Source organism: Mesorhizobium sp. URHB0026 (assembly GCF_054059755.1).
The window spans coordinates 867,327-886,990 of the sequence record NZ_JBSSCN010000001.1; the positions used below are offsets into that span (position 1 = coordinate 867,327).

General features: G+C 63.8%; 21 protein-coding genes and 1 riboswitch. Of the genes, 10 read left to right on the forward strand and 11 right to left on the reverse strand.

The features are described from left to right. Positions 1-7 precede the first annotated feature (7 nt). Positions 8-733, forward strand: coding sequence for a YdcF family protein (locus ACVWWD_RS04375; RefSeq protein ID WP_352548677.1), 726 nt, complete (start codon positions 8-10; stop codon positions 731-733). Between the two features lie 6 nt (positions 734-739). On the opposite strand, the gene ACVWWD_RS04380 is transcribed toward ACVWWD_RS04375, so the two are convergent. From ACVWWD_RS04380 to ACVWWD_RS04390, 3 genes are read right to left on the reverse strand one after another with little or no spacing between them, the layout of a single operon-like run. Further along, positions 740-1,372 carry a pyridoxamine 5'-phosphate oxidase family protein gene (locus ACVWWD_RS04380; protein WP_352548675.1) on the reverse strand — a complete coding sequence of 211 codons (633 nt, stop codon included), beginning with the start codon at positions 1,370-1,372 and terminating at the stop codon, positions 740-742. Between the two features lie 24 nt (positions 1,373-1,396). Next, positions 1,397-1,867, reverse strand: coding sequence for a nuclear transport factor 2 family protein (locus ACVWWD_RS04385; protein ID WP_023770795.1), 471 nt, complete (start codon positions 1,865-1,867; stop codon positions 1,397-1,399). A 58-nt stretch (positions 1,868-1,925) separates the two neighbouring features. Continuing rightward, entirely contained in the window at positions 1,926-2,477 is a 552-nt protein-coding gene (locus ACVWWD_RS04390) for a carboxymuconolactone decarboxylase family protein (protein ID WP_023770796.1), read from the reverse strand. 103 nt (positions 2,478-2,580) lie between these two features. Here ACVWWD_RS04390 and ACVWWD_RS04395 point away from each other — a divergent pair, with 103 nt between their 5' ends. Together ACVWWD_RS04395 and ACVWWD_RS04400 are read left to right on the forward strand one after the other, a co-directional pair. Continuing rightward, a complete protein-coding gene (locus ACVWWD_RS04395; protein ID WP_023795030.1) occupies positions 2,581-3,486 on the forward strand; it encodes a LysR family transcriptional regulator in 906 nt (301 codons plus the stop codon). Positions 3,487-3,563: 77 nt separating this feature from the next. Beyond that, positions 3,564-4,352 (forward strand): lysophospholipid acyltransferase family protein, encoded by a 789-nt coding sequence (locus ACVWWD_RS04400; protein WP_352550788.1) that lies wholly within the window; start codon positions 3,564-3,566, stop codon positions 4,350-4,352. 245 nt (positions 4,353-4,597) lie between these two features. Here ACVWWD_RS04400 and ACVWWD_RS04405 read toward each other — a convergent pair whose 3' ends face one another. Both ACVWWD_RS04405 and ACVWWD_RS04410 read right to left on the reverse strand, forming a co-directional pair. Then, positions 4,598-5,545, reverse strand: a complete 948-nt coding sequence (locus ACVWWD_RS04405; protein WP_352550786.1) for an aldo/keto reductase — start codon at positions 5,543-5,545, stop codon at positions 4,598-4,600. A 121-nt stretch (positions 5,546-5,666) separates the two neighbouring features. Continuing rightward, complete coding sequence (locus ACVWWD_RS04410) at positions 5,667-6,188, reverse strand: gamma-glutamylcyclotransferase (protein WP_023783577.1); 522 nt, start codon at positions 6,186-6,188, stop codon at positions 5,667-5,669. Positions 6,189-6,322: 134 nt separating this feature from the next. Here ACVWWD_RS04410 and ACVWWD_RS04415 point away from each other — a divergent pair, with 134 nt between their 5' ends. Continuing rightward, positions 6,323-7,321 (forward strand): DUF2125 domain-containing protein, encoded by a 999-nt coding sequence (locus tag ACVWWD_RS04415; protein ID WP_023770801.1) that lies wholly within the window; start codon positions 6,323-6,325, stop codon positions 7,319-7,321. Between the two features lie 3 nt (positions 7,322-7,324). Then, positions 7,325-8,257 (forward strand): sugar kinase, encoded by a 933-nt coding sequence (locus ACVWWD_RS04420; RefSeq protein WP_023783578.1) that lies wholly within the window; start codon positions 7,325-7,327, stop codon positions 8,255-8,257. Here ACVWWD_RS04420 and ACVWWD_RS04425 read toward each other — a convergent pair. Beyond that, complete coding sequence (locus tag ACVWWD_RS04425; RefSeq protein ID WP_352550781.1) at positions 8,254-9,189, reverse strand: prephenate/arogenate dehydrogenase family protein; 936 nt, start codon at positions 9,187-9,189, stop codon at positions 8,254-8,256. The two genes, ACVWWD_RS04420 and ACVWWD_RS04425, sit on opposite strands and share 4 nt — an antisense overlap. Positions 9,190-9,212: 23 nt before the next feature. Continuing rightward, positions 9,213-10,322 carry a histidinol-phosphate transaminase gene (hisC, locus tag ACVWWD_RS04430; RefSeq protein WP_352550779.1) on the reverse strand — a complete coding sequence of 370 codons (1,110 nt, stop codon included), beginning with the start codon at positions 10,320-10,322 and terminating at the stop codon, positions 9,213-9,215. Between the two features lie 137 nt (positions 10,323-10,459). Beyond that, positions 10,460-10,537: riboswitch (SAM riboswitch) on the forward strand. Between the two features lie 117 nt (positions 10,538-10,654). On the opposite strand from hisC, the gene metX reads away from it, so the two are divergent. The 3 genes from metX to ACVWWD_RS04445 all read left to right on the forward strand — a co-directional run bounded on the left by metX (position 10,655) and on the right by ACVWWD_RS04445 (position 13,772). Next, on the forward strand, positions 10,655-11,824 hold the full coding sequence (gene metX / locus ACVWWD_RS04435) for a homoserine O-acetyltransferase MetX (RefSeq protein WP_023795026.1): 1,170 nt from the start codon (positions 10,655-10,657) through the stop codon (positions 11,822-11,824). 120 nt (positions 11,825-11,944) lie between these two features. Beyond that, entirely contained in the window at positions 11,945-12,559 is a 615-nt protein-coding gene (gene metW, locus ACVWWD_RS04440; RefSeq protein WP_352550792.1) for a methionine biosynthesis protein MetW, read from the forward strand. Positions 12,560-12,836: 277 nt separating this feature from the next. Further along, positions 12,837-13,772: a glycosyltransferase family 2 protein gene (locus ACVWWD_RS04445; protein ID WP_023795024.1), complete on the forward strand. Its 936-nt coding sequence runs from the start codon at positions 12,837-12,839 to the stop codon at positions 13,770-13,772. 123 nt (positions 13,773-13,895) lie between these two features. Here the strand turns inward: ACVWWD_RS04445 and ACVWWD_RS04450 are convergent, their stop codons facing one another. Both ACVWWD_RS04450 and ACVWWD_RS04455 read right to left on the reverse strand, forming a co-directional pair. Continuing rightward, the gene (locus tag ACVWWD_RS04450) at positions 13,896-15,719 is read right to left on the reverse strand and encodes an ABC transporter ATP-binding protein/permease (protein WP_352550776.1); all 1,824 of its coding nucleotides are present in this window, start codon (positions 15,717-15,719) and stop codon (positions 13,896-13,898) included. A 137-nt stretch (positions 15,720-15,856) separates the two neighbouring features. Then, the gene (locus tag ACVWWD_RS04455; protein ID WP_352550774.1) at positions 15,857-16,642 is read right to left on the reverse strand and encodes a class I SAM-dependent methyltransferase; all 786 of its coding nucleotides are present in this window, start codon (positions 16,640-16,642) and stop codon (positions 15,857-15,859) included. 189 nt (positions 16,643-16,831) lie between these two features. On the opposite strand from ACVWWD_RS04455, the gene gloB reads away from it, so the two are divergent. Continuing rightward, complete coding sequence (gene gloB, locus ACVWWD_RS04460; RefSeq protein ID WP_352573102.1) at positions 16,832-17,599, forward strand: hydroxyacylglutathione hydrolase; 768 nt, start codon at positions 16,832-16,834, stop codon at positions 17,597-17,599. A 22-nt stretch (positions 17,600-17,621) separates the two neighbouring features. Continuing rightward, the gene (locus ACVWWD_RS04465; protein ID WP_352550770.1) at positions 17,622-18,050 is read left to right on the forward strand and encodes a cupin domain-containing protein; all 429 of its coding nucleotides are present in this window, start codon (positions 17,622-17,624) and stop codon (positions 18,048-18,050) included. Here ACVWWD_RS04465 and ACVWWD_RS04470 read toward each other — a convergent pair. Further along, positions 18,047-18,721, reverse strand: coding sequence for a lysoplasmalogenase family protein (locus tag ACVWWD_RS04470; protein WP_352550768.1), 675 nt, complete (start codon positions 18,719-18,721; stop codon positions 18,047-18,049). The genes ACVWWD_RS04465 and ACVWWD_RS04470 overlap by 4 nt on opposite strands. Next, positions 18,718-19,629: an aromatic amino acid exporter YddG gene (gene yddG, locus ACVWWD_RS04475; RefSeq protein ID WP_352550766.1), complete on the reverse strand. Its 912-nt coding sequence runs from the start codon at positions 19,627-19,629 to the stop codon at positions 18,718-18,720. Before yddG ends, ACVWWD_RS04470 begins: the two co-directional genes overlap by 4 nt. Positions 19,630-19,664: the final 35 nt, after the last annotated feature.

A 19,664-nucleotide genomic window follows, 5' to 3' on the forward strand; every position in this document is an offset into this window, starting at 1 on the left:
TAACTATATGATCATGGATGTGCGGGACTCGACCGGGACGGCTGGACAGCTGCCAGTGGTGGTTGACCGTTGGCGCGGCCTTGGCAGGGTTAGCCATCTAAGGACCGCCCTTCGCTTCTCCGCTCTCTCCCTGCTTGTGCTTGCAACAGTGTTCGCTGGCGGCTTTGGCTGGTTCGCCAGCAAGGTCAGTCATCTGACCACGCCCGCCAACCCGGCCAAGGCCGACGCCATCATCGTGCTGACCGGCGGCCAGTCGCGCCTCGACGCCGCGATGGAGCTGCTCGCATCCGGCAAGGGCGAGCGGCTCTTGATCAGCGGCGTGCACCCCTCGGCCAGCCGGCGCCAGCTTCAGGCGGCGACCGGCGGCGACAAGAAACTGTTTTCCTGCTGCGTCGACATCGATCGCGCCGCGCTCGACACGATCGGCAATGCCGAGGAAAGCGCCAAATGGGTGGAAAACCATGCCTATGGCACGGTGATCCTGGTCACCAACAATTATCACATGCCGCGCAGCCTTTTGGAGATGGGCCGGCTGCTGCATGGCGCCAAGCTCGAACCCTACCCGGTGGTCAATTCCAACCTGGATAATGGCAGTTGGCTGACCAAGCCGCGGGCCGTGCGTGTGCTGTTCACCGAATACACCAAGTATCTGCTGGCGCTGGCTCGCGGGTTTATCCCGGTGAAATCTACGCCCGAGGGAATCGCGCTGGCCGAGACCGCCGCCGGCGGCTGAGCCGCGTCATTGCTTGGCGACAGCCCCTGAAACGCCCTTGAGGCGCGCGATCTCTCGTTCAAGGTCTTGGATGCGCCGGTCGCGCTCGCCAAGCGCGGCTGCCACATCAGCCGCCTCGAAGCGCTGCGGTATATGTTGCGGACAATTGGCATCCCATGCCGAGACGGTGAACAGGATGATCTGCTCGGGACGCGCCTTGTAGTCCGGCGGCATCAGCCTCGCCGTCAACTCGGCATCGTCCTCGACAACGCGCGCCGTACCCCAGATCTTGATGCGCTGGCGCATCATGTAGTCGATCAGGAACAGGAAGGCCCTCGGATTGTCGGCCAGATTGCCCTGCGTGATGAATTGCTTGTTGCCGGAGAAATCCGCGAAGCCGATCGTCTTTTCGTCGAGTACCTTGAGAAAGCCAGCAGGCCCGCCGCGGTGCTGCATGTAGGGCTGGCCATCGCCATTGGCCGTCGACAGGAAGATGCTGGTCTGCATTTCGATGAACGCGGCAAGGTCCGGTGTGATCGCCGACTGCCAGCCGCCGCGCTCCTCGACGCGGGCGTAGGACTGGCGCGAGCCCTTGCGCGCCTGGATCGCCTTCACCGTCGGCGTGAAGGCGACATCGCTGGTAAAAGCGTGTGCGTTCATCGAAACCTCCTTGCATGAATGCTTCTAAAGACCGAGCTCCGACAAGGTCGGATGGTCGTCCGGCCGCCGGCCGAGCGGCCAGTGATATTTGCGCTCGGCTTCGGCGATCGGCAGGTCGTTGATGCTGGCGATGCGTAGCCGCATCAGCCCGTGCTCGTCGAACTCCCAGTTCTCGTTGCCGTAGCTGCGGAACCATGAGCCGCTGTCGTCGCGCCATTCATAGGCGAAGCGCACGGCGATGCGGTTGCCGTGGAAGGCCCAGACCTCCTTGATGAGCCGGTAGTCGAGCTCGCGGCTCCATTTGCGCGTCAGGAACGCCTGGATGGCATCGCGGCCCTGCAGGAACTCGGCGCGGTTGCGCCAGCGGCTGTCCGCCGTATAGGCGAGAGCCACCCGCGCCGGATCGCGCGAGTTCCAGGCATCCTCGGCCATGCGCGCTTTCTGGGCTGACGTCTCGGCGGTGAAAGGCGGAAGCGGCGGGCGGCTCTCAGACATGGGATTCCTCTGCGGCATGAAGGTGGGGACCGGCGGGCACCGCCGCTCCTATCCGGATTCAGGCAGCATCGCGGGCGGAAACAACCGGAAAATCGATCTCGGTCTGGGCAACCTCATTGATATAGTTGGTCCAGACGTTCAGGGCGACATGCTGGACAATCTCGATGATCTCTCCGTCGTCATAGCCCGCGAGCCTGACAGCGGCGATATCGTCCTGGGCGACATGTCCGCGGCTTTGCGCAACCCGGGCCGCAAAACGCACCGCCGCGGCTGCCTTGGGATCCATGGAGCCGCCATGGCGATTGGCCATCATCTCGGCATCATCGAGGCTTGCGAGCGTCTTGCCGAGATAGGTGTGCGCGCACAGACAGTAGTTGCACCCATTGATTTCGGCGATCGCCAGCGCGATGCGCTCTCGCGTCGGCGCCGGAAGCCGGCCCTTGGCAAGCGCTCCCATCATGCCGAGATAGCCATCCAACGCCGCCGGACTGTTGGCGACCATCCGAAACAGGTTCGGCACGACACCAAGCTGTCTTTCCACCGCTTGCAGCATGGGCTGCGCGGCGGCGGGAGCGGCAGCGATAGACGAAGGCGTAGCGATGCGGGGCATGGAGATTTCCTGGTTGAGGTGTGCCCCCACTATATGCAGCCTTCCATCTTGCGGATGTAGATGCCATATCTGCAATCAACCCTTCCATTTTCTGGAACAAATGATGGATCGCCTCGAAGCCATGTCTCTTTTCGTCGCGGCGGCGGAAGGCGGCAGCCTTTCCGCCGCCGCGCGCCGTTCGGACGTTCCCCTGGCAACAGTCAGCCGCAAGGTCTCCGACCTGGAGCGGCACCTGAAGACACGCCTGTTGAACCGCTCGACGCGGCGGCTGACACTGACCGACGCTGGCCATGCCTATCTCGCTGCCTGCCGCCGCATCCTCGACGAGGTCGGCGACGCCGAACGCGCCGCCGGCGGCGAATACAGCGCCCCGACAGGGGAATTGATCATCACCGCGCCAATCGTCTTCGGCCGTCTTCACGTGCTACCGGTCGTCACCGACTTCCTCGCCGCCTATCCCCTGGTGGATATCCGCCTGACGCTCGGCGACAGGATAAGCCAGTTGGCCGAGGATCATATCGACCTCGCCGTCCGTATCGGCAGGCTGCCGGATTCGCGCATGGTCGCCATCAGGGTCGGTTCGATCGGTCACGTTGTCTGCGCAAGCCCTGCCTATCTGGCCGGACGCGGCATTCCGGAAACTCCCGGAGATCTCGAGACGCACAGCTGCATTACCTTCGAGGGCCTTGGCTCGCTCGCCACCTGGACCTTCACCGTGGACAAGGCTGATTGTGTCGTGCCGGTCCGATCAAGGCTCCGGGTCAACACCGCCGAGGCGGCGATTGATGCGGCGATCGCCGGTGTCGGACTGACGCGGGTGCTTTCCTACCAGATCGTCGCCGCCGCACGCTCGGGAACACTGCGCCCCGTGCTCGGGGATTTCGAACCCGAGCCTTGGCCGGTAAACCTGGTGCATGCGGGCCAGGGCCGGCTGCCGGTGAAACTGCGCGCCTTCCTCGACTTCGCCGCCCCGCGCCTGAGGGAACGCCTGGCGCAGGCGACCTGGTAGGACGGGGCAGTATCGCACCGTTTCCTTTTTCTCCGCGCTTGGTGTAACCAACCACACTTTCTCACCGGACCCTCCCCATGCTCTATGTCCGATCGCTGGCCTTCAATTTCGTCTTCTACGTCAATCTGATCGTCCAGATGATCCTCTGGACCCCGTACTATTTCCTGTCGCCCCGCGACCGCGCCTGGTTCGTGCCGAAATTCTGGTCGCGCACCTCGATGTGGCTCTATGACAAGATCGCCGGCACCAAAAACGACATCACCGGGCAGGAAAACCTGCCCGAGGGTTCCTTCATCCTGGCGCCCAAGCACCAGTCGTTCTGGGACGCCATCGCCTTCTTTCCTTTCCTCCAGGACCCGCTCTACATCCTCAAGCGCGAGCTGACCTGGATCCCCTTCTTCGGCTGGTACATCTTGAAGATGCGGATGATCCCGGTGCATCGTGGCAGCCGCTCCAAGGCCTTGAAGGCCGTGGTCGCGGCGACCAAGGAAGAAATGGCGCGCAACCCGCGCCAGCTAATCATCTATCCGGAGGGCACGCGCCGGGCGCCGGGCGACGAGCCGGCCTACAAATACGGCATCGTCGAAATCTATTCGCAGCTTGGCGTTCCGGTCGTGCCGGTCGCCCATGTCGCTGGCCTCTATTGGCCGCGCCGCAAGTTCCTGCGCTATCCCGGCACCGTCAAGGCGCGCTTCCTGCGGCCTATACCGCCTGGCCTGGGCAAGGACGAGTTCATGGCGCGGCTGATCGGTGAGACCGAGGCTGCCTGCGACCAGCTTCTCCTCGAGGCATCCCGCGCATCCAACCCGCCGGTCCTGCCGCCAACGGCGGTGAAGCGGCTTCGGGATCTCGGCGAGGAGGCCTGAAGCCTTCTGACCACGGGCCGTGAGCTGTACACCGCCAGCACCGTGGTAACGCTTATCGTCGCCGGTTCCGGGCTGCCCATGACGACAGTGGCGGCCAACAACAGCGTGAGCAATTGCCGCCAAAGCTCCGGCTGCGAGACAAACGGTCCGGCCATCTGATCCTCCGCCCTGAGCCCCATTGCGAAGGACGGTATGGCAGCAGAGGACCGTCTTGGACGTTCCTGCGTGCGGCGCCGGCGGTAGCCTCAGGCGCTGGCTTTGTCGAGTTCGGCCATGTCGTCCGCGGACAGCTTCAGCGACGCCGCGCGGATCAGGCTGTCCATCTGCTCAGGCTTGGTCGCACTGGCGATTGGCGCGGTGACGCCGGGCCGCGCGATAACCCACGCAAGCGCCACTTCCGCCTGTTTGGCCGAATGCCTCGCCGACACCGCGTCCAGCGCCGCCAGGATGCGCATGCCACGCGCATTGAGGTAGTCTTTTACCCCGCCGCCGCGCTCGCTTTGGCCGAGATCGGCCTCGCTGCGATACTTGCCGCTGAGAAAGCCCTTGGCCAGGCTGAAATAGGTGATGACGCCGATATCCTCCGCCACGCAGAGATCGCGCAGCGGGCCATCGAAGGAGGAGCGGTCATAGAGATTGTATTCCGGCTGCAGCACCTCATAGCGCGGCAGGCCGCGCAGGCTTGCCACGTCAAGTGCCGCGCGCAACTGGCCGGCGTCGAGGTTGGAACAGCCGGCATAGCGGATCTTGCCCTTGGCGAGCAGTTTCTCATAGGCGCCGAGGGTTTCCTCATAGGGCGTGGTCGGATCCGGCCAGTGCGACAGGTAAAGGTCGATGAACTCGGTCTGCAGCCGCTTCAGCGATGCATCGACCGCCTTTTCGATATAGGCGGCCGACAGGTCCTTGTGGCCCTGCCCCATGTCCGAGCCGACCTTGGTGATCACCACGACCTTGTCGCGATTGCCACGATCCTTCATCCATTTGCCGATGATGGTTTCCGATTCACCGCCCTTGTTGCCGGGAACCCAGCGCGAATAGGCGTCGGCCGTGTCGATGGCATTGAGGCCAGCCCCGACAAAGCGATCGAGCAGATCGAAAGAAGTCTTCTCATCGGCGGTCCAGCCGAAGACATTGCCACCCAGAACCAGCGGCGCGATGGAAAGGTCGGTGCGACCGAGACGGCGTTTCTGCAAGACGGATCTCCGTGATGATTGGGACCGGGCGGATGCCGCCCGCTGGCTGGGTTCGGAGCCTAACCTAGGTCTTGCCGCATCGACGTCAAAGGCCTGGCCACCTTTTCCGCGGAGCCAGGCTTCACAAAGTCGCTATCCGCTGCGCCACGTCCTCCAGCCAGTGGTCGCGAATCTCGAGCGCTTTCAGATGCTTCAGCGTGCTCAGCACATAATCCTCGTTGTCGCCGGATCGGCCGACCGCGCCGCGCACCACGGCCGCCGCATCCGCCGCGTCCAGCGCGCCCGCATATTGCTCGTGCTTGCGGTCGACGATGTAGGCCACGGCTTCCACCGCGCCACCGCCGTCGAGGCGAACCTTGAGCGTCCGCTCGAGATAGACGCTGGTGACGAGTTCGCGCTCGCGCAGATAGGCAATGACCTCGTCGCGCAATTCGCCAGGCACGCGGTACGCGAGGCCGACGCAGGAGCCGCCATGGTCGAGGCCAAGCACCAGTCCGGGCCGCTGGCGTGTGCCGCGATGGACGAAGGAATAGACGCAGAGCGAGCGGCGATAGCCATTCAGACGGGCGCGTCGTGTCTCGACATGAGCGAAACCCGGCCGCCAGATCAGCGAACCGTAGCCGAACACCCAAAAATCGCCCATATCACCGCGCCTGATTGTAAAAGAATGGCAGCACCGCACCGGTAACCGGTGTTTTTTCCATCCATCTCTGTCTACCTAGTGTTCGGAACCTGAGAATCCGTCCACACCATCCATGCGTTAACGAGAGCCAAAGCATGACGTCAAGTGACGAACGCCAACCGGGTAACCGTCGCCGGCTGTGGTGGCTTGCCACGTTCATCCTCGTGCTGTTCGCCGTTTACAGCGCCGGCTGGTTCTATCTTGCCAACAGGGTCCGGTCCGAGGCCGGCAAGGTGGTTGCCACGCTCAACAAGAGCGGGATCGAGGCCGGTTGCGCCAATCTCCAGGTCGGTGGCTATCCCCTGAGCTTCACGCTCTCCTGCGACAGTCTGGCGTATGAAGACGATGCCAAAAACATTGCCGCCTCGGCCGGCTCCTTCAACGCCGTCGCTCAGATTGTCCAGCCTTTGTCGCCTGTTGCCAATCTACGCGGTCCGCTCCGGACCTCAGTCCCCGGCATGATGCCGCTCTGGATCGACTGGGACAATCTGCAGGCCAACGTCAAATTGTGGTACCCGCTGCCGCGGCGTGTAGCGCTGCAGGCCGAGGGCCTGTCGGGCCAGACCGACCCGGCCGACGACACCGATCCGGTGGAACTGTTCAGTGCCGGCAAAGCGTCAGGCCAGTTGCAGCCCAACAACGGCGATCTCGACTATGTCGGCAGCTTTGGCGATCTCGAGATCGATGCCGACGCGATCGGCGGGCGGGTGTTGCCGGCGCTCGATGCCAGCGGCGACGTGACACTGAAGAACGGCGTGGCGCTGATCGGCACGCAGGTGAAAAGCCTGCGCGGCCAGCGGATCGAAATCCGGAACCTCGATCTGTCGTCCGGCACGGCGCGCGTGACCGTTTCCGGGCCGCTGTCGGTCGATGCCGAAGGCTTGGTCGACGCCGACCTGATGATTAGGATCAAGGATCCCAAGGCAGTGGCATCTATTCTTGCTGGCGCCATACCCGAGCAGAAGAATGCGATCGAGCAGGGTTTTGGCGCCCTGGCACTGCTTGGCAGCGAACCGTCGATGCCGCTGAAAGTGATCAAGGGCAAGGCTTCCCTTGGCTTCATTCCGCTGGGCAAGATCAAACCGGTCAACTAACGGATGGAGAGGCCGGCAAAGCTCCTGAGCGTCGGCGCACTGACGCTTGACACTATTCTTCGTGTCGAATCGCTGCCCACGCATCAAGGAAAGTTCATCGCCTCGGACGGCGTCCAGATCGCCTCGGGCATGGCCACGAGCGCGGCCTGCGCCGCGCATCGCCTGGGTGCCGAGGTGTCGCTATGGGCGAGCGCCGGCGACGATCCGGTCGGCGATCTGCTGATTGCCGGGATAGAGGCCGAAGGCGTCGATTGCAGCCATGTACGCCGCGTCAGCGGCGCCCGCTCGGCACTGGCCTCGATCCTGGTCGATGCGCATGGCGAGCGGATCATCGTGCCTTTCTACGACGCGCGCGCTCAGGCTGATCCCGAGGTTTTGCCGTTCACCGACATAACGGCATTCGACACGGTACTGGCCGACGTGCGCTGGCCGGGCGCCGCGGCACTTGCCCTGAAGGCGGCGCGCGCCGCCGGCCGCCCAGCTATACTCGATGCCGATACCGCGCCCCTGGCGGTACTGGAGCGATTATTGCCGCTGGCCTCGCACATCGTCGCCTCCGAGCCGGCGGTCCGCATCATATGCGGCCACGCGCTGGATCTGGAGACCGCCTGCATCGATCTGGCCTCCCGCACCGATGCGTTCGTCGCGGTCACCGGCGGCGCGGCGGGTACCTGGTGGTTCGAGCGAAGCACCGGATCATCCCGCCATGTCGAGGCACCGAGGATCAAGGCGGTCGATACGCTGGCCGCCGGCGATGTCTTTCATGGCGCCTTTGCCGTCGGGCTGGCGGAAGCCATGGCGGTCGAGCACGCACTGCGCTTTGCCAGCGCGGCCGCCGCGCTCAAGTGCCTGCGCTTCGGCGGCCGGCTGGGCGCGCCCGATCGGGCGGAGACGCTCGCCATGATGGCAACGGCCTGGCCGGTTAAAATCACCTAGCTCTTTGCCGGATGCTCGACCGCCTGGCGGCCAAAATCAGGCGCGTCGATATCTTGGCCCGCCTCGATGATCGAGCGGCGCACGGCGCGTGTGCGGGTGAACAGGTCGAAGAGTTTGTCGCCGTCCCCCCAGCGGATGGCGCGCTGCAGGAACGCCAGGTCTTCCGAGAACCGCGCCAACATCTCCAGGATGGCATCCTTGTTGTGCAGGCACACGTCTCGCCACATGGTCGGATCGGAGGCAGCCAGACGCGTGAAATCGCGAAAACCGGAGGCGGAATATTTGATCACTTCCGTCTTGGTCACCGATTCCAGATCGTCGGCGGTGCCGACAATGTTGTAGGCGATGATGTGCGGCAGATGCGAGACGATGGCCAGCGTCATGTCGTGATGCTGCGGGTCCATCGTGTCGATGTTGGCGCCGCAGCGGCGCCAGAATTCCGACAGCCGTTCCAGCGCATCCGGATCGGTGCCCGGCACCGGCGTGAAGATGCACCAGCGATTGTCGAACAGGTCGGCAAATCCGGCATCCGGGCCGGATTTTTCGGTGCCCGCCAGCGGATGGCCGGGAATGAAATGGACGCCTTCGGGCACATGCGGCTGCATCTGCGCGATAACCGAGGCCTTGGTCGAGCCGACATCGGTGAGGATCGCCCCCTTTTTCAGCGCCGGCGCGATTTCCTCCGCTACAGCGCCGGATGAGCCGACCGGCACGGAGACAACGACCAGATCGGCATCACGCACCGCGTCCTCGGCATCGGTGGTGTAGGAATCGCCAAGGCCCAGTTCCTCGGCTCGCTTAAGCGTTGCCGGGCTGCGCGTCGAGATGGCGACATGGCGAGCCAAACCCTCGCGTCGGATGACGCGGGCCAGAGACGAGCCGATCAGGCCAATGCCGACCAGCGCGATCTTTTCGAACATCGGTGGTGCCATGGTGTTCCAGCTTTTCAGACGTTCTAGCTTTTCAGGAATGTCGTGAGCGCGGCGACAACGCCGCGATTGGCCTCTTCGGTACCGACCGTCATGCGAAGCGCGTTGGGAAAGCCGTAGCCTGAAACGCGCCGCAATATATAGCCGCGCGCGCTCAGATAATCGTCAGCCGCCGCTGCGGAATGCTTCTGATCGTCGGGAAAATGAATGAGCAGGAAATTGCCGACGCTCGGCGTCACGCGCAGCCCCAGCCCGGCCACTTCGCCGCTCAGCCAGGTGAGCCAGGTCTCGTTATGCGCCACGCTTCGCTCGACATGGGCACGGTCGCGGATCGCGGCGATGCCGGCCTCGATCGCTGTAGCATTGACGTTGAAGGGGCCGCGCACACGATTGATGGCGTCGACGATATGCAGGGGACCATACATCCAGCCGATGCGCGCGCCACCCAGCCCGATCTTGGAGAAGGTGCGGGTCATCACCACGTTCTCGGCGCTGCCGGCCAGCTCAATGCCGGCTTCGTAATCGTTGCGGCGAACATATTCGGCGTAGGCCGCGTCGAGCACCAGAAGCACGTTTCCCGGCAGTCCGGCGTGAAGGCGGCGCACCTCCTGGAACGGCACATAGGTGCCGGTCGGGTTGTTGGGATTGGCCAGGAACACGATTTTCGTGCGCGGCGTGACGGCCGCCAGCATCGCATCGATGTCGGCGCGCTCGTCGGTCTCCTTGACCACGACCGGGGTAGCGCCTGCCGACTGGATGTAGATCTTGTAGACCATGAAGGCGTGCTCGGTGAACATAGCCTCGTCGCCGGGCGCGAGATAGGTCTGCGCCAACAGGCCGAGGATTTCGTCCGACCCATTGGAGCAGATGATGTTTTGCGCGTTGAGGCCATGCACCTCGGCGATTGCCTCGCGCAACCGCCTGGCGGTACCGTCGGGATAGATGTCGAGCTTGCCGGCGACTTCGCGCGCGGCCTCGATCGCCTTCGGCGAAGGCCCAAGCGGATTCTCGTTCGACGACAGCTTGTAGACCTTGGCGACACCGGCGGGTGCCGAGCTTTTGCCGGGCACATAGGCCTCTATGTCCATGATGCCCGCGCGCGGAGTTGGACGTGCCTGATCCGGTGTCTGGTTCATAACTTGCAAAATCCGTCGAAAACGCCTCCATCCGGAGGCCGCTGCGGAAATACAGGCCATGGCTCGCAATGTCGAGAGGTGGCAGTGGTGCCAGCCGCCGCCATTGACGGCGAGGCAGGCGGGTTCTAGAAAGACCATGACAGTTCCGTGGTGATTTGGCCGGTCGGCTTGCAGCCACGTTAAACAATTCGCTAAAGGGCCGTTTGCGTGACGTAACCGGCTTTGCGAAGGCAATGCCGGTTTTTTGTTGTCCGCGACCGGACGGACGGACGCATCGGCGGCGGAGATCGGTAGCGATTTCCACGAGCGCACGGTGCAGCAAGAGGGACGTGATGGCCGCTCTGCGTGCAGGAAAGACCAACAACGAGGCCGACCAACCGTCGAGCCCGGTGTTGCGGTTCGGGCCCGACAAGCCGCTCAAGCTCGACGCCGGCACGCTGCTGTCGCCGTTCCAGATCGCCTACCAGACCTATGGCACGCTGAACGATGCCCGTTCCAATGCCATCCTCGTCTGTCATGCGCTGACCGGTGACCAGCATGTCGCCAGCACCAATCCGGTAACCGGCAAGCCCGGTTGGTGGGAAGTGCTGATCGGACCGGGCAAGATCATCGATACCAGCCGTTTCTTCGTCATCTGCTCCAATGTCATCGGCGGCTGCCTGGGTTCCACCGGTCCGGCCTCGACCAACGCGGCAACGGGTAAACCCTATGGCCTCGACCTGCCGGTCATCACCATCCGTGACATGGTGCGCGCGCAGCAGATGCTGATCGACCATTTCGGCATCGAGAAACTTTTCTGCGTGCTCGGTGGCTCGATGGGCGGCATGCAGGTTCTGGAATGGGCGTCGAGCTATCCCGAGCGCGTGTTCTCGGCGCTGCCGATCGCCACCGGGGCGCGCCATTCGTCACAGAACATCGCCTTCCACGAAGTCGGGCGGCAGGCTGTGATGGCCGATCCGGACTGGCATGGCGGCAAATATTTCGAGCATGGCAAGCGTCCGGAGAAAGGGCTGGCGGTGGCGCGCATGGCCGCCCACATCACCTATCTGTCGGAAGCCGCCCTGCACCGCAAATTCGGCCGCAATTTGCAGGACCGCGAAGCGCTGACCTTCGGCTTCGATGCCGACTTCCAGATCGAGAGCTATCTGCGCCACCAGGGCATGACCTTCGTCGACCGCTTCGATGCCAACTCCTATCTCTACATGACGCGGTCGATGGATTATTTCGACCTCGCCGCCGACCATGGCGGCCGGCTGGCCGACGCCTTCGCCGGCACGAAAACCCGCTTTTGCCTGGTGTCCTTCACATCGGACTGGCTGTTCCCGACCGAAGAGAGCCGCTCCATCGTCCACGCACTCAACGCCGCCGGCGCCTCGGTGTCCTTCGTCGAGATCGAGACCGATCGCGGCCACGACGCCTTCCTGCTCGACGAGCCGGAACTGTTTGCCGCCATCAACGGCTTCATCGGCTCGGCCGCGCGCGCCAGGGGGCTCAGCGCATGACCCTGAAAAGTTGCGGACTTTTCGGACCAAGGTCATGCGCCAACAGAAAGGCGAAGCCATGACCCTGAAAAGTTGCGGACTTTTCGGACCAAGGTCATGCGCCGTTCCGGAGCCGAAGCCATGAGCGTCAACGGCAGCCAGCGCGTCGACCTTGAGGTCGTCGCCAACCTCATCCCGCCGCAATCGCGTGTGCTCGACGTCGGCTCGGGCGACGGCTCGTTGCTCGAATTGCTGCAAGACACCAAGCAGGTCGACGGTCGTGGTCTCGAGCTGTCGCAGCGTGGCGTCAACGAATGCGTGGCGCGCGGTCTCAGTGTCATCCAGGGCGATGCCGACATCGATCTCGAATTCTATCCCGACAAGGGCTTTGACTTCGTCGTTCTGTCGCAGACCCTGCAGGCCACCCGCAACCCGAAGCTGGTGCTCGACGAGCTGCTCAGGATCGGCAACCGGGCGATCGTGTCCTTCCCCAATTTCGGTCACTGGCGGGTGCGCCTGTCGCTGTTCGTCAAGGGCCGCATGCCTGTGACCAGCGACCTGCCCTATTCTTGGTACGACACGCCCAACATCCACTTCTGCACGATCCGCGACTTCGTCAACTTGTGCGAAGAGCTTGGCGCGACAGTGGAGAAGGCGACCGCGCTCGACGCCAACGGCCAGAAGATCGGCCTGTCGATGCCATGGTGGTTCTGGAATTTCTTTGGCCAGCAGGCAGTGTTCCTGCTGAAGCGCTAATGAAATGGACACCGCAGGCGAGACTGCCAATCCTTTGAGGCGGCCGCGCGTCTTCCTGCGGCGAGAAAGTGTTGCAGTTGAAGCACCAGGAGCCGGAATTCATCATGCCTGGTCGGTCGAACGACGGCACGACGGGGAGACATGGCAGGTTGTTTTTTGTAGCGTCGCACCGAATCCGAGGAGCCCATCCAGGGGGAAGTCCGATCCATTTAGCCATCCCCATGATCAAAGGACCTGGCGCGAAGGGTGTTTACGCGATGGAGGCGGCCGGCGCGATATGATCGGGAAGACCGAACAGGCGCCCCTCATCACGGTGATCACGCCGACTCACAACCGGCGCGAAACGGTGCTCCGCGCCGTCGAAAGCGTGCTCTCCCAGAGCATGCCGCGATTTGAACATATCGTCGTCGACGATGGTTCGACGGACGGGACCGAGGCGGCGCTCGCCCGCATCCATGACCCCCGGCTGATCTATGTCGGCGCGAAGTGGCGCGGCGCCAATGCCGCCAGGAATGCCGGCATCGAGCTAGCCCGGGCGCCCGTGGTGACTTTTCTCGATTCGGACGATCTCTTCCTGCCGCACCGGCTCGCACGGACGCTGACATGGTTCGACGACAATCCGGCGCTCGAGGTCCTGCTCTCCTCATATGTCTCGGTGAAGGGTGGCCGTGGCACCGCCTGCGTCAACCGCGGCGCTTTCCTGAACCCGCCAATGCTGGAGCGGGCCGTGGTTGCACAGACGGCCTTCATAGCCGGATCGGCGATAACGGCCAGGCGCGAGGCTTTGCTGGCCATCGGCGGCTATGACAGCGACATTCCCCGGATGCAGGACCGCGAGCTTCTGCTGCGCTTCGCACAGCGCTTCGGCGCGCAATTGTCGGAAGATATCGACTGGACGAAGCACAATTCGCAGAATTCGATTTCAGGCCGCAGGGACGGCTATGTCGAAGCCTACGCGATCCTGATGAGCAAGCATCCGCACATCGCTCGCTCCTACCCCCATATCCCTCCCTTTATGATCGCGCGGCAGATCATCGCCGATATTCTGCGGGGGCGAATACCACAGGCATTTGCGGGATACATGGCCAACCGCTCGTCTGACGCGCTTGGTTATTCATTGCCGGAACTGATCAACGGTTATCTCCACGGCCGCCGCTGGCGGCGCGACCTCTACGACGAAGTTCGCGGCAAGTTTGGGATTCCACCGGCCTGACCGGCGACAGCTCAGCGATCGAGCGCGGCGCGTCGCAGGGCGCATTCCTTCTCGTCCGGCAGCGAGATGTCGACCGCCAGGGCCTTTGGCGGCCAGGCAACGGGCCGCAACGGGGGAAAACTGCTACTTCCTGTGGTGGAGGCTTGCCGCGGCTGGCGGCGGCTCGATGGCACCCGCCCTGACGTGGGCAGGTTTCAGCGAGGGCGCGCCGGAATCCTTAACGATCGTCAGGGAACGCGGGAAGAACTGATTGTTGTGCTGTCCGCGCCCGATGTTGAGGATCGCGGCCCCGGGCAGTCGCTTCTCCAGCAGCGACAGCACGCGCCGCAGCGAGGGTCCGTCGAACGCATCCATGGCTTCGTCGATGATCACCCATTTCGGCTGTCGCAAGGCGAGCCTGGCCACGCCCAGCAATCGCTGTTCGTCATCGCCCAACTCATGGTCCCAGCGTCCGACGCGGTCGAGCGACGACGACAGGCGTCCAAGACCGACCTCGGCAAGCACCGCTGAAATGTCGGCGTCGTTCGCCGGCGCATGCCCGTTCGGGTGATTGAGGACTTCGCGCAGCGTGCCGGCCGGCAAATAGGGGACGCGCGGCACGAAGATGATGGTTTCACCCGCGGGCAGGCCGATGCGTCCACTGCCCCACGGCCACAGCCCGGCAATGGCGCGAAAGAACAGCGTCTTTCCGGCGCCCGGCTCGCCGGTGATCATGACGCGCTCGCCGGCAAGGATTTCGACATGCTGGTCGGCGAGCTTGGTGCATCCGTCAGGCGATGCCACCTGAAGCTTCTCGAACGTGAGGCTGCCATTGGCGTTGTCGGCGAATTCGATGCGCTTCTCCTTATCGTGCAGCACATCGGTTTCATCGAGCGCGATGCGGAAGTCGGCGACACGCATCAGCGTGGCGCGCCAGTCGGCAATGCTGCCGATGTTGTTGATGAACCAACGCAGGGAGGAGTGGACCTGGTTGAAGGCCCCGACCGCCATCATCAGCCCGCCAAAGCTGATGTCCCCCGAGAAATAGACCGGCGAGGCGACCAGGATCGGCGCCACGACCGTGATCCAGCCATAGGTATCGGTTACCCAGGATAGATTGATCTGGGCGGTGTAGATGCGCCGCATGGCGCCCAGCACCGTGCCGAGGTCGAGTTGCAGCCGTCGCTTGGCGTCATCCTCCCCACGGTACAGCGCGATGGCATCGACATTCTCGTTGACGCGCACCATCGAGGAGCGCAGCTCCGCTTCGCGCGTATAGCGGTCGCTGTTGAGGCTGATGAGCGGCCGGCCGACCAGCCAGCTCAGCCACGAGGCGGTGCCGGCATAGAGGAACGCGGCCCAGACCATATAGCCGGGTATCGCCAGCGGCCAGCCGTTGACGTGGAAGACGAAGCCCGAAGACAGTTCCCACAGCACACCGACGAAGGACACGAGCAGGATGAACGACTGCAGCAGGCCGACACCAAGATCGGTCGACAGGTCCGAGAGATGCGCGGCATCCTGCTGCATGCGCTGGTCGGGATTGACGCCGATGGCGCCGGCATTGGCCAGCCGGAAGGCGCGCGCCGGCCGCATCCACTGGTCGATCAGGTCCAGCGTCAGCGCCTCGCGCAACTTCAGCCGGATCATCTGGTCGAGCCAGGTCTGGCCGATATTGAGCACCAGCAGTCCGCCGGCGATCATGGCAAAGACCATGAGCTGATGCAGGAAGGCCGCCATGTCGCGGCGCGCGAGCGCGTCGTAGAAGGGCTGGTTCCAGCGGTTGAGCAAGACCTGGCCGATCGACGTCGCGATAATGACGCCCATGATGCCGAGCGACGTCCACAGCAACCACTTGCGAACCGGCGATCCGATCAGCGCCCGCTTGATCGTCGCCACCTGATCGCGCAGGCTGCTGGCCACGGCGACCGGCTGAACGGTGGCCTGATTGTCCAATTGATCAGCCATGGCCGAGGTCCTTGCGTTCAGTAGCGAAGCTGAAACCGGATGAAGGGAGCCGACGGCGGCAGCCCCTCAACCACTCTGCGAGCCCAGCACGACAGATAGGTCGGAAAGACGCGGCGCGATGCAAGTTTCCATCGCGATCACGAAGGTGTCACTTGCGGGGGCGATGCCACACCCCTTGCCTCGGCCCGCCGGCCGAGCCGTGTCGCGCCATGCGGCGACAGCACCGGCACGAAGACGCGGCGGGACGCACGCTGGGCTACCGGCACGCCTTGATAGAGCCGTTTCTGCGCTTCGACGACAATGACGCCGGAAAAGATCGGCCACAGCTTCCGGCCGGCGCGCTCCAGCACATTGTGGAAGCGCATCATGAAACGCCGCCGCGATGGCGGGAAAAACAGCGCATCCGACCAGGCGGCGGGCGTGAAATTCGCCTCACGCAGCAATTCGGTGAGCTGCCCGCGTGAGAAGGGCCGGCCATTGCCGAACGGCGTATGTTCGAAGCGCGCCCAGACCCCGCGCCGGTTTGGCACGACGATGACGACGCGCCCCGCCGGGGACAGCACCCGCCAGATCTCGTTCAGCGTTTCGCGCGGGTTTTCGACGTGTTCGAGCGAATGGACGAGCAGCATGCGGTCGATGCAGGAATCGACCAGCGGCAGTTCCTCGTCGAACACCAGGGCCGTCGCCGTTGGCCCGGTCGCCGGCCAGACCACGGCGCCCTGAGTCGCCGGCATGAAGGCGAAGACCCGCTCGGCGTCGGTGCCGAAGCGTTCCAGCCAGGGCAAGGTATAGCCCAGGCCGACCAGCCGCTCATTGGGCACCGCGGCCCATATCGACGACAGCGCCATGGTGATCGAGCGCTCGGCGAACCGGCCGAGCGTTGTCGAATAGAAGGAACGAAGGTCGACGATGTCGGAATGCATGTCAGGGATGTAGCCGTGATATCGGCCGGATTCAACAAAAGGCCGAAGCGGCCGGCACTACGTATGTCAATTTGACATCCCAGGATAACATTCGCTTTGCTTGCCATCCGGGATGACATTCGCTTTCTCATCCGGGATGACATTCACGCAGCGGCGCCCTATGTCTGCGGCGGTAAATGGAGAGATGCGATGCCGGTCGAAATCGAACAGTTCATGTGCCGCACCGACAATTTCGGCGTGCTGGTGCATGACCGCGAAAGCGGCCAGACCGCGATCATCGACGCGCCTGAGGAAGCGCCGATCCTGGCCGCGCTCAAGCGCACCGGCTGGACGCCGACGATGATCCTGACCACACATCATCATATGGATCACGTCGACGCGAATCTGGCGCTCAAGGAGCGCTTCAAGCTGCGCATCGTCGGCCCAGAGGCGGAAAAGGCCAAGATCCCAGGCATCGATGAAACCGTAAAAGAAGGCTCCGTCCTGCATCTCGGCAACGAGCGCATCGAAGTGATCGCCACGCCCGGGCATACCGCTGGCCATGTCTCCTACCATCTGCCCTTATCGAAAGTGGCGTTCACCGCGGATACGTTGTTTGCGCTGGGTTGTGGGCGGCTGTTCGAATGCAAGCCGCCGGTGATGTACGGCTCGCTGAAGAAGCTCGCGGCTCTTCCCGCCGAGACGACAATCTATTGCGGCCACGAATACACGCTCGCCAATGCCCGTTTCGCGCTGAGCGTCGACCCCACCAATTCGGCGTTGAAGGAGCGCGCCGCGCGGATCGAGGCGCTGCGGGTCGACAACAAGCCGACGCTGCCGACGACGATCGGCGAGGAACTGTCGACCAATCCCTTCCTGCGCTGGCACGATCCGGCAATCCGCAAGCATCTCGGCATGGAAAAGGCCGGGGATGCCGAGGTCTTCGCCGAGATCCGCAAGCGCAAGGACAATTTCTGACCACCATGCCAACTTTCTGCCGATGACCAGTTCCGCGGAAATCATAGCAACGCTCGCCCTGAAGCCGCATCCGGAAGGCGGCTGGTACGCGGAAACCTTTCGCGACGAAGCCGGCGGTGCGCGCGGCCATTCGACAGCCATCTACTTCCTGCTGGAACAGCATCAGGTTTCGGCCTGGCATCGGGTCAGGGACGCCGCCGAGGTTTGGCACTTTCATACCGGCGCGCCATTGGCATTGTCGATGTGGGAAGAAGGCGGCGCCATTATCGAGCAGGTTCTCGGCATCGAGCTCGCGGCGGGTGAACGGCCGCAGATCGTCGTGCCGGCGGGCTGGTGGCAATCGGCGCGCACACTGGGCGAATGGACGCTGGTCGGCTGCACGGTGGCGCCGGGTTTTGATTTCGCCGCCTTCGAACTGGCCGAACCGGGCTGGCAGCCGAAGCCGATTTAACCCAGCAGGAATCCCAGCGTGATCGCCAGTTGGGCGGCATAGTACAAAACCCACACGGTCAAACCCATCCAGGCGCGATGCGGCGAGACGGCCGCCACTAAAAATTTCTCCATGGCGAGCAGCCCGTCCGATGCCATGAACAGCACGGCGCCACCAATCACCCAGACATTGCTTGTCGTTAGCGCCGACATGCCCATAGCCAGGATCGCCATGACATAGACGGCAATCGGTATACGCAAGCCGGGACCAACGCGGCGCCAAAGCGCCGCCAGCATGACGATCGCGAACACCGCCATGGCCAGCGCGATCGCCCCGCGCCAGGGCTCGGCGCCTAGCAACTCCAATCCGGCACCGCTGCGCAGCAACAACGCGACATAGACGATGTGGGCGACGAGAAAACCGGCCAGTCCACCCAGAAAGGCTTTTTCGCCGTCGCGCGACAAGAAGGCATCGCCCATGGCGCTCAGCGCAAGGGCGGCGACCAGCAGCAGCGGCCCGCCTTGTATTGCGGCGAGTACGGCGAGCATCGCGACGGCAAGTGTCTTTGCCGCCGAGCGGGCCAGCGTCGGCGGCATGCCAAGCGTGAAGGCATAGATCACCGCCGCCACCAGCGAAAAGATCAGCGTCGCATTGGCGTTGGCGTCGATGCCTCCGGCAAACGGCATCGTCATGCCCTGGCTCCGCCTTCGGATGCCCGGGCTCCGCTCTCCGTAGCCGGCTTGCGCAGGAACAGCGATTTTGCCGCTAGCGCCGCGCCGCCCGTGATGAGCACACAGGCGGCCAGAATGCGCAGCGACGGTTCGGCGGCGCCGGCCGCGATCAGCACCAGCGTCGACAGCAGCGGCGCCGCGTAGCTCGCGGCACCCAGCACCTGGATGTTGCCGCGCTTGACACCGATGTCCCAGGCATAGAAGGCCGCGCCCACCGGCATCAGGCCGAGCCCGAGCACGGCCAGCCACTGGCCGGCGCCGTCAGGCAGAACCGTTTGTTCCAGCGCCAAGTGGCAGACGAGCGACAGCACGGCGGTTGCCGCGCAGAACCAGGTGACGATGCTGGTCGGCACCGACGGGAAACGTCGAGACAGCAAGGAATAGGACGACCATAGCAGGGCGCAGATGGCGGCCATGGCGTAACCGAAGGCGTAGCGCGCATCCAAGGCCAGGCCGCCGCCCTTGGTGACGATAAGCACGGTGCCGGCAAGGCCGAGCAGCGCGCCGACGACATGGTTCCAGGCCAGCTTCTCGCCCGGCATCAGCGCCGAGCCCAGCACGATCAGCAGCGGCCAGAGATAAGCAATCAGGCTCGCCTCGATCGCCGGCGCGTTGCGCAGCGCGGTGAAGTAGAAGAAGTGGTAGCCGAACAGGCCGGCAATGCCGATCGCCCAGACCTGAGGAGGAATCTTTTGGCTCCTGTCGGTGGCCGGCATGAACAGTCGCGTGACAAACCCAACGCCGGTGCCGATCGAGAAAGTGATCGCCGACAACAGGAATGGCGGCACTTTGCCGGACGCATCCGTTAGCGACGCCAGCAATGCCCACATGGCGACCGCCGAAAAGCCGATCAGTGTTGCGCGCCCCATTTTGTCTCCAGTGGCGCGCCCGTTCTGTCCCGGTG

Coding starts and splice junctions, on each gene's coding strand:
- ACVWWD_RS04375 (WP_352548677.1), top strand. CDS start 8: ATGATCATGGATGTGCGGGACTCGACCGGGACGGCTGGACAGCTGCCA.
- ACVWWD_RS04380 (WP_352548675.1), bottom strand. CDS start 1,372: ATGAACGCACACGCTTTTACCAGCGATGTCGCCTTCACGCCGACGGTG.
- ACVWWD_RS04385 (WP_023770795.1), bottom strand. CDS start 1,867: ATGTCTGAGAGCCGCCCGCCGCTTCCGCCTTTCACCGCCGAGACGTCA.
- ACVWWD_RS04390 (WP_023770796.1), bottom strand. CDS start 2,477: ATGCCCCGCATCGCTACGCCTTCGTCTATCGCTGCCGCTCCCGCCGCC.
- ACVWWD_RS04395 (WP_023795030.1), top strand. CDS start 2,581: ATGGATCGCCTCGAAGCCATGTCTCTTTTCGTCGCGGCGGCGGAAGGC.
- ACVWWD_RS04400 (WP_352550788.1), top strand. CDS start 3,564: ATGCTCTATGTCCGATCGCTGGCCTTCAATTTCGTCTTCTACGTCAAT.
- ACVWWD_RS04410 (WP_023783577.1), bottom strand. CDS start 6,188: ATGGGCGATTTTTGGGTGTTCGGCTACGGTTCGCTGATCTGGCGGCCG.
- ACVWWD_RS04415 (WP_023770801.1), top strand. CDS start 6,323: ATGACGTCAAGTGACGAACGCCAACCGGGTAACCGTCGCCGGCTGTGG.
- ACVWWD_RS04420 (WP_023783578.1), top strand. CDS start 7,325: ATGGAGAGGCCGGCAAAGCTCCTGAGCGTCGGCGCACTGACGCTTGAC.
- ACVWWD_RS04425 (WP_352550781.1), bottom strand. CDS start 9,189: ATGGCACCACCGATGTTCGAAAAGATCGCGCTGGTCGGCATTGGCCTG.
- hisC (WP_352550779.1), bottom strand. CDS start 10,322: ATGAACCAGACACCGGATCAGGCACGTCCAACTCCGCGCGCGGGCATC.
- metX (WP_023795026.1), top strand. CDS start 10,655: ATGGCCGCTCTGCGTGCAGGAAAGACCAACAACGAGGCCGACCAACCG.
- metW (WP_352550792.1), top strand. CDS start 11,945: ATGAGCGTCAACGGCAGCCAGCGCGTCGACCTTGAGGTCGTCGCCAAC.
- ACVWWD_RS04445 (WP_023795024.1), top strand. CDS start 12,837: ATGATCGGGAAGACCGAACAGGCGCCCCTCATCACGGTGATCACGCCG.
- ACVWWD_RS04450 (WP_352550776.1), bottom strand. CDS start 15,719: ATGGCTGATCAATTGGACAATCAGGCCACCGTTCAGCCGGTCGCCGTG.
- ACVWWD_RS04455 (WP_352550774.1), bottom strand. CDS start 16,642: ATGCATTCCGACATCGTCGACCTTCGTTCCTTCTATTCGACAACGCTC.
- gloB (WP_352573102.1), top strand. CDS start 16,832: ATGCCGGTCGAAATCGAACAGTTCATGTGCCGCACCGACAATTTCGGC.
- ACVWWD_RS04465 (WP_352550770.1), top strand. CDS start 17,622: ATGACCAGTTCCGCGGAAATCATAGCAACGCTCGCCCTGAAGCCGCAT.
- ACVWWD_RS04470 (WP_352550768.1), bottom strand. CDS start 18,721: ATGACGATGCCGTTTGCCGGAGGCATCGACGCCAACGCCAATGCGACG.
- yddG (WP_352550766.1), bottom strand. CDS start 19,629: ATGGGGCGCGCAACACTGATCGGCTTTTCGGCGGTCGCCATGTGGGCA.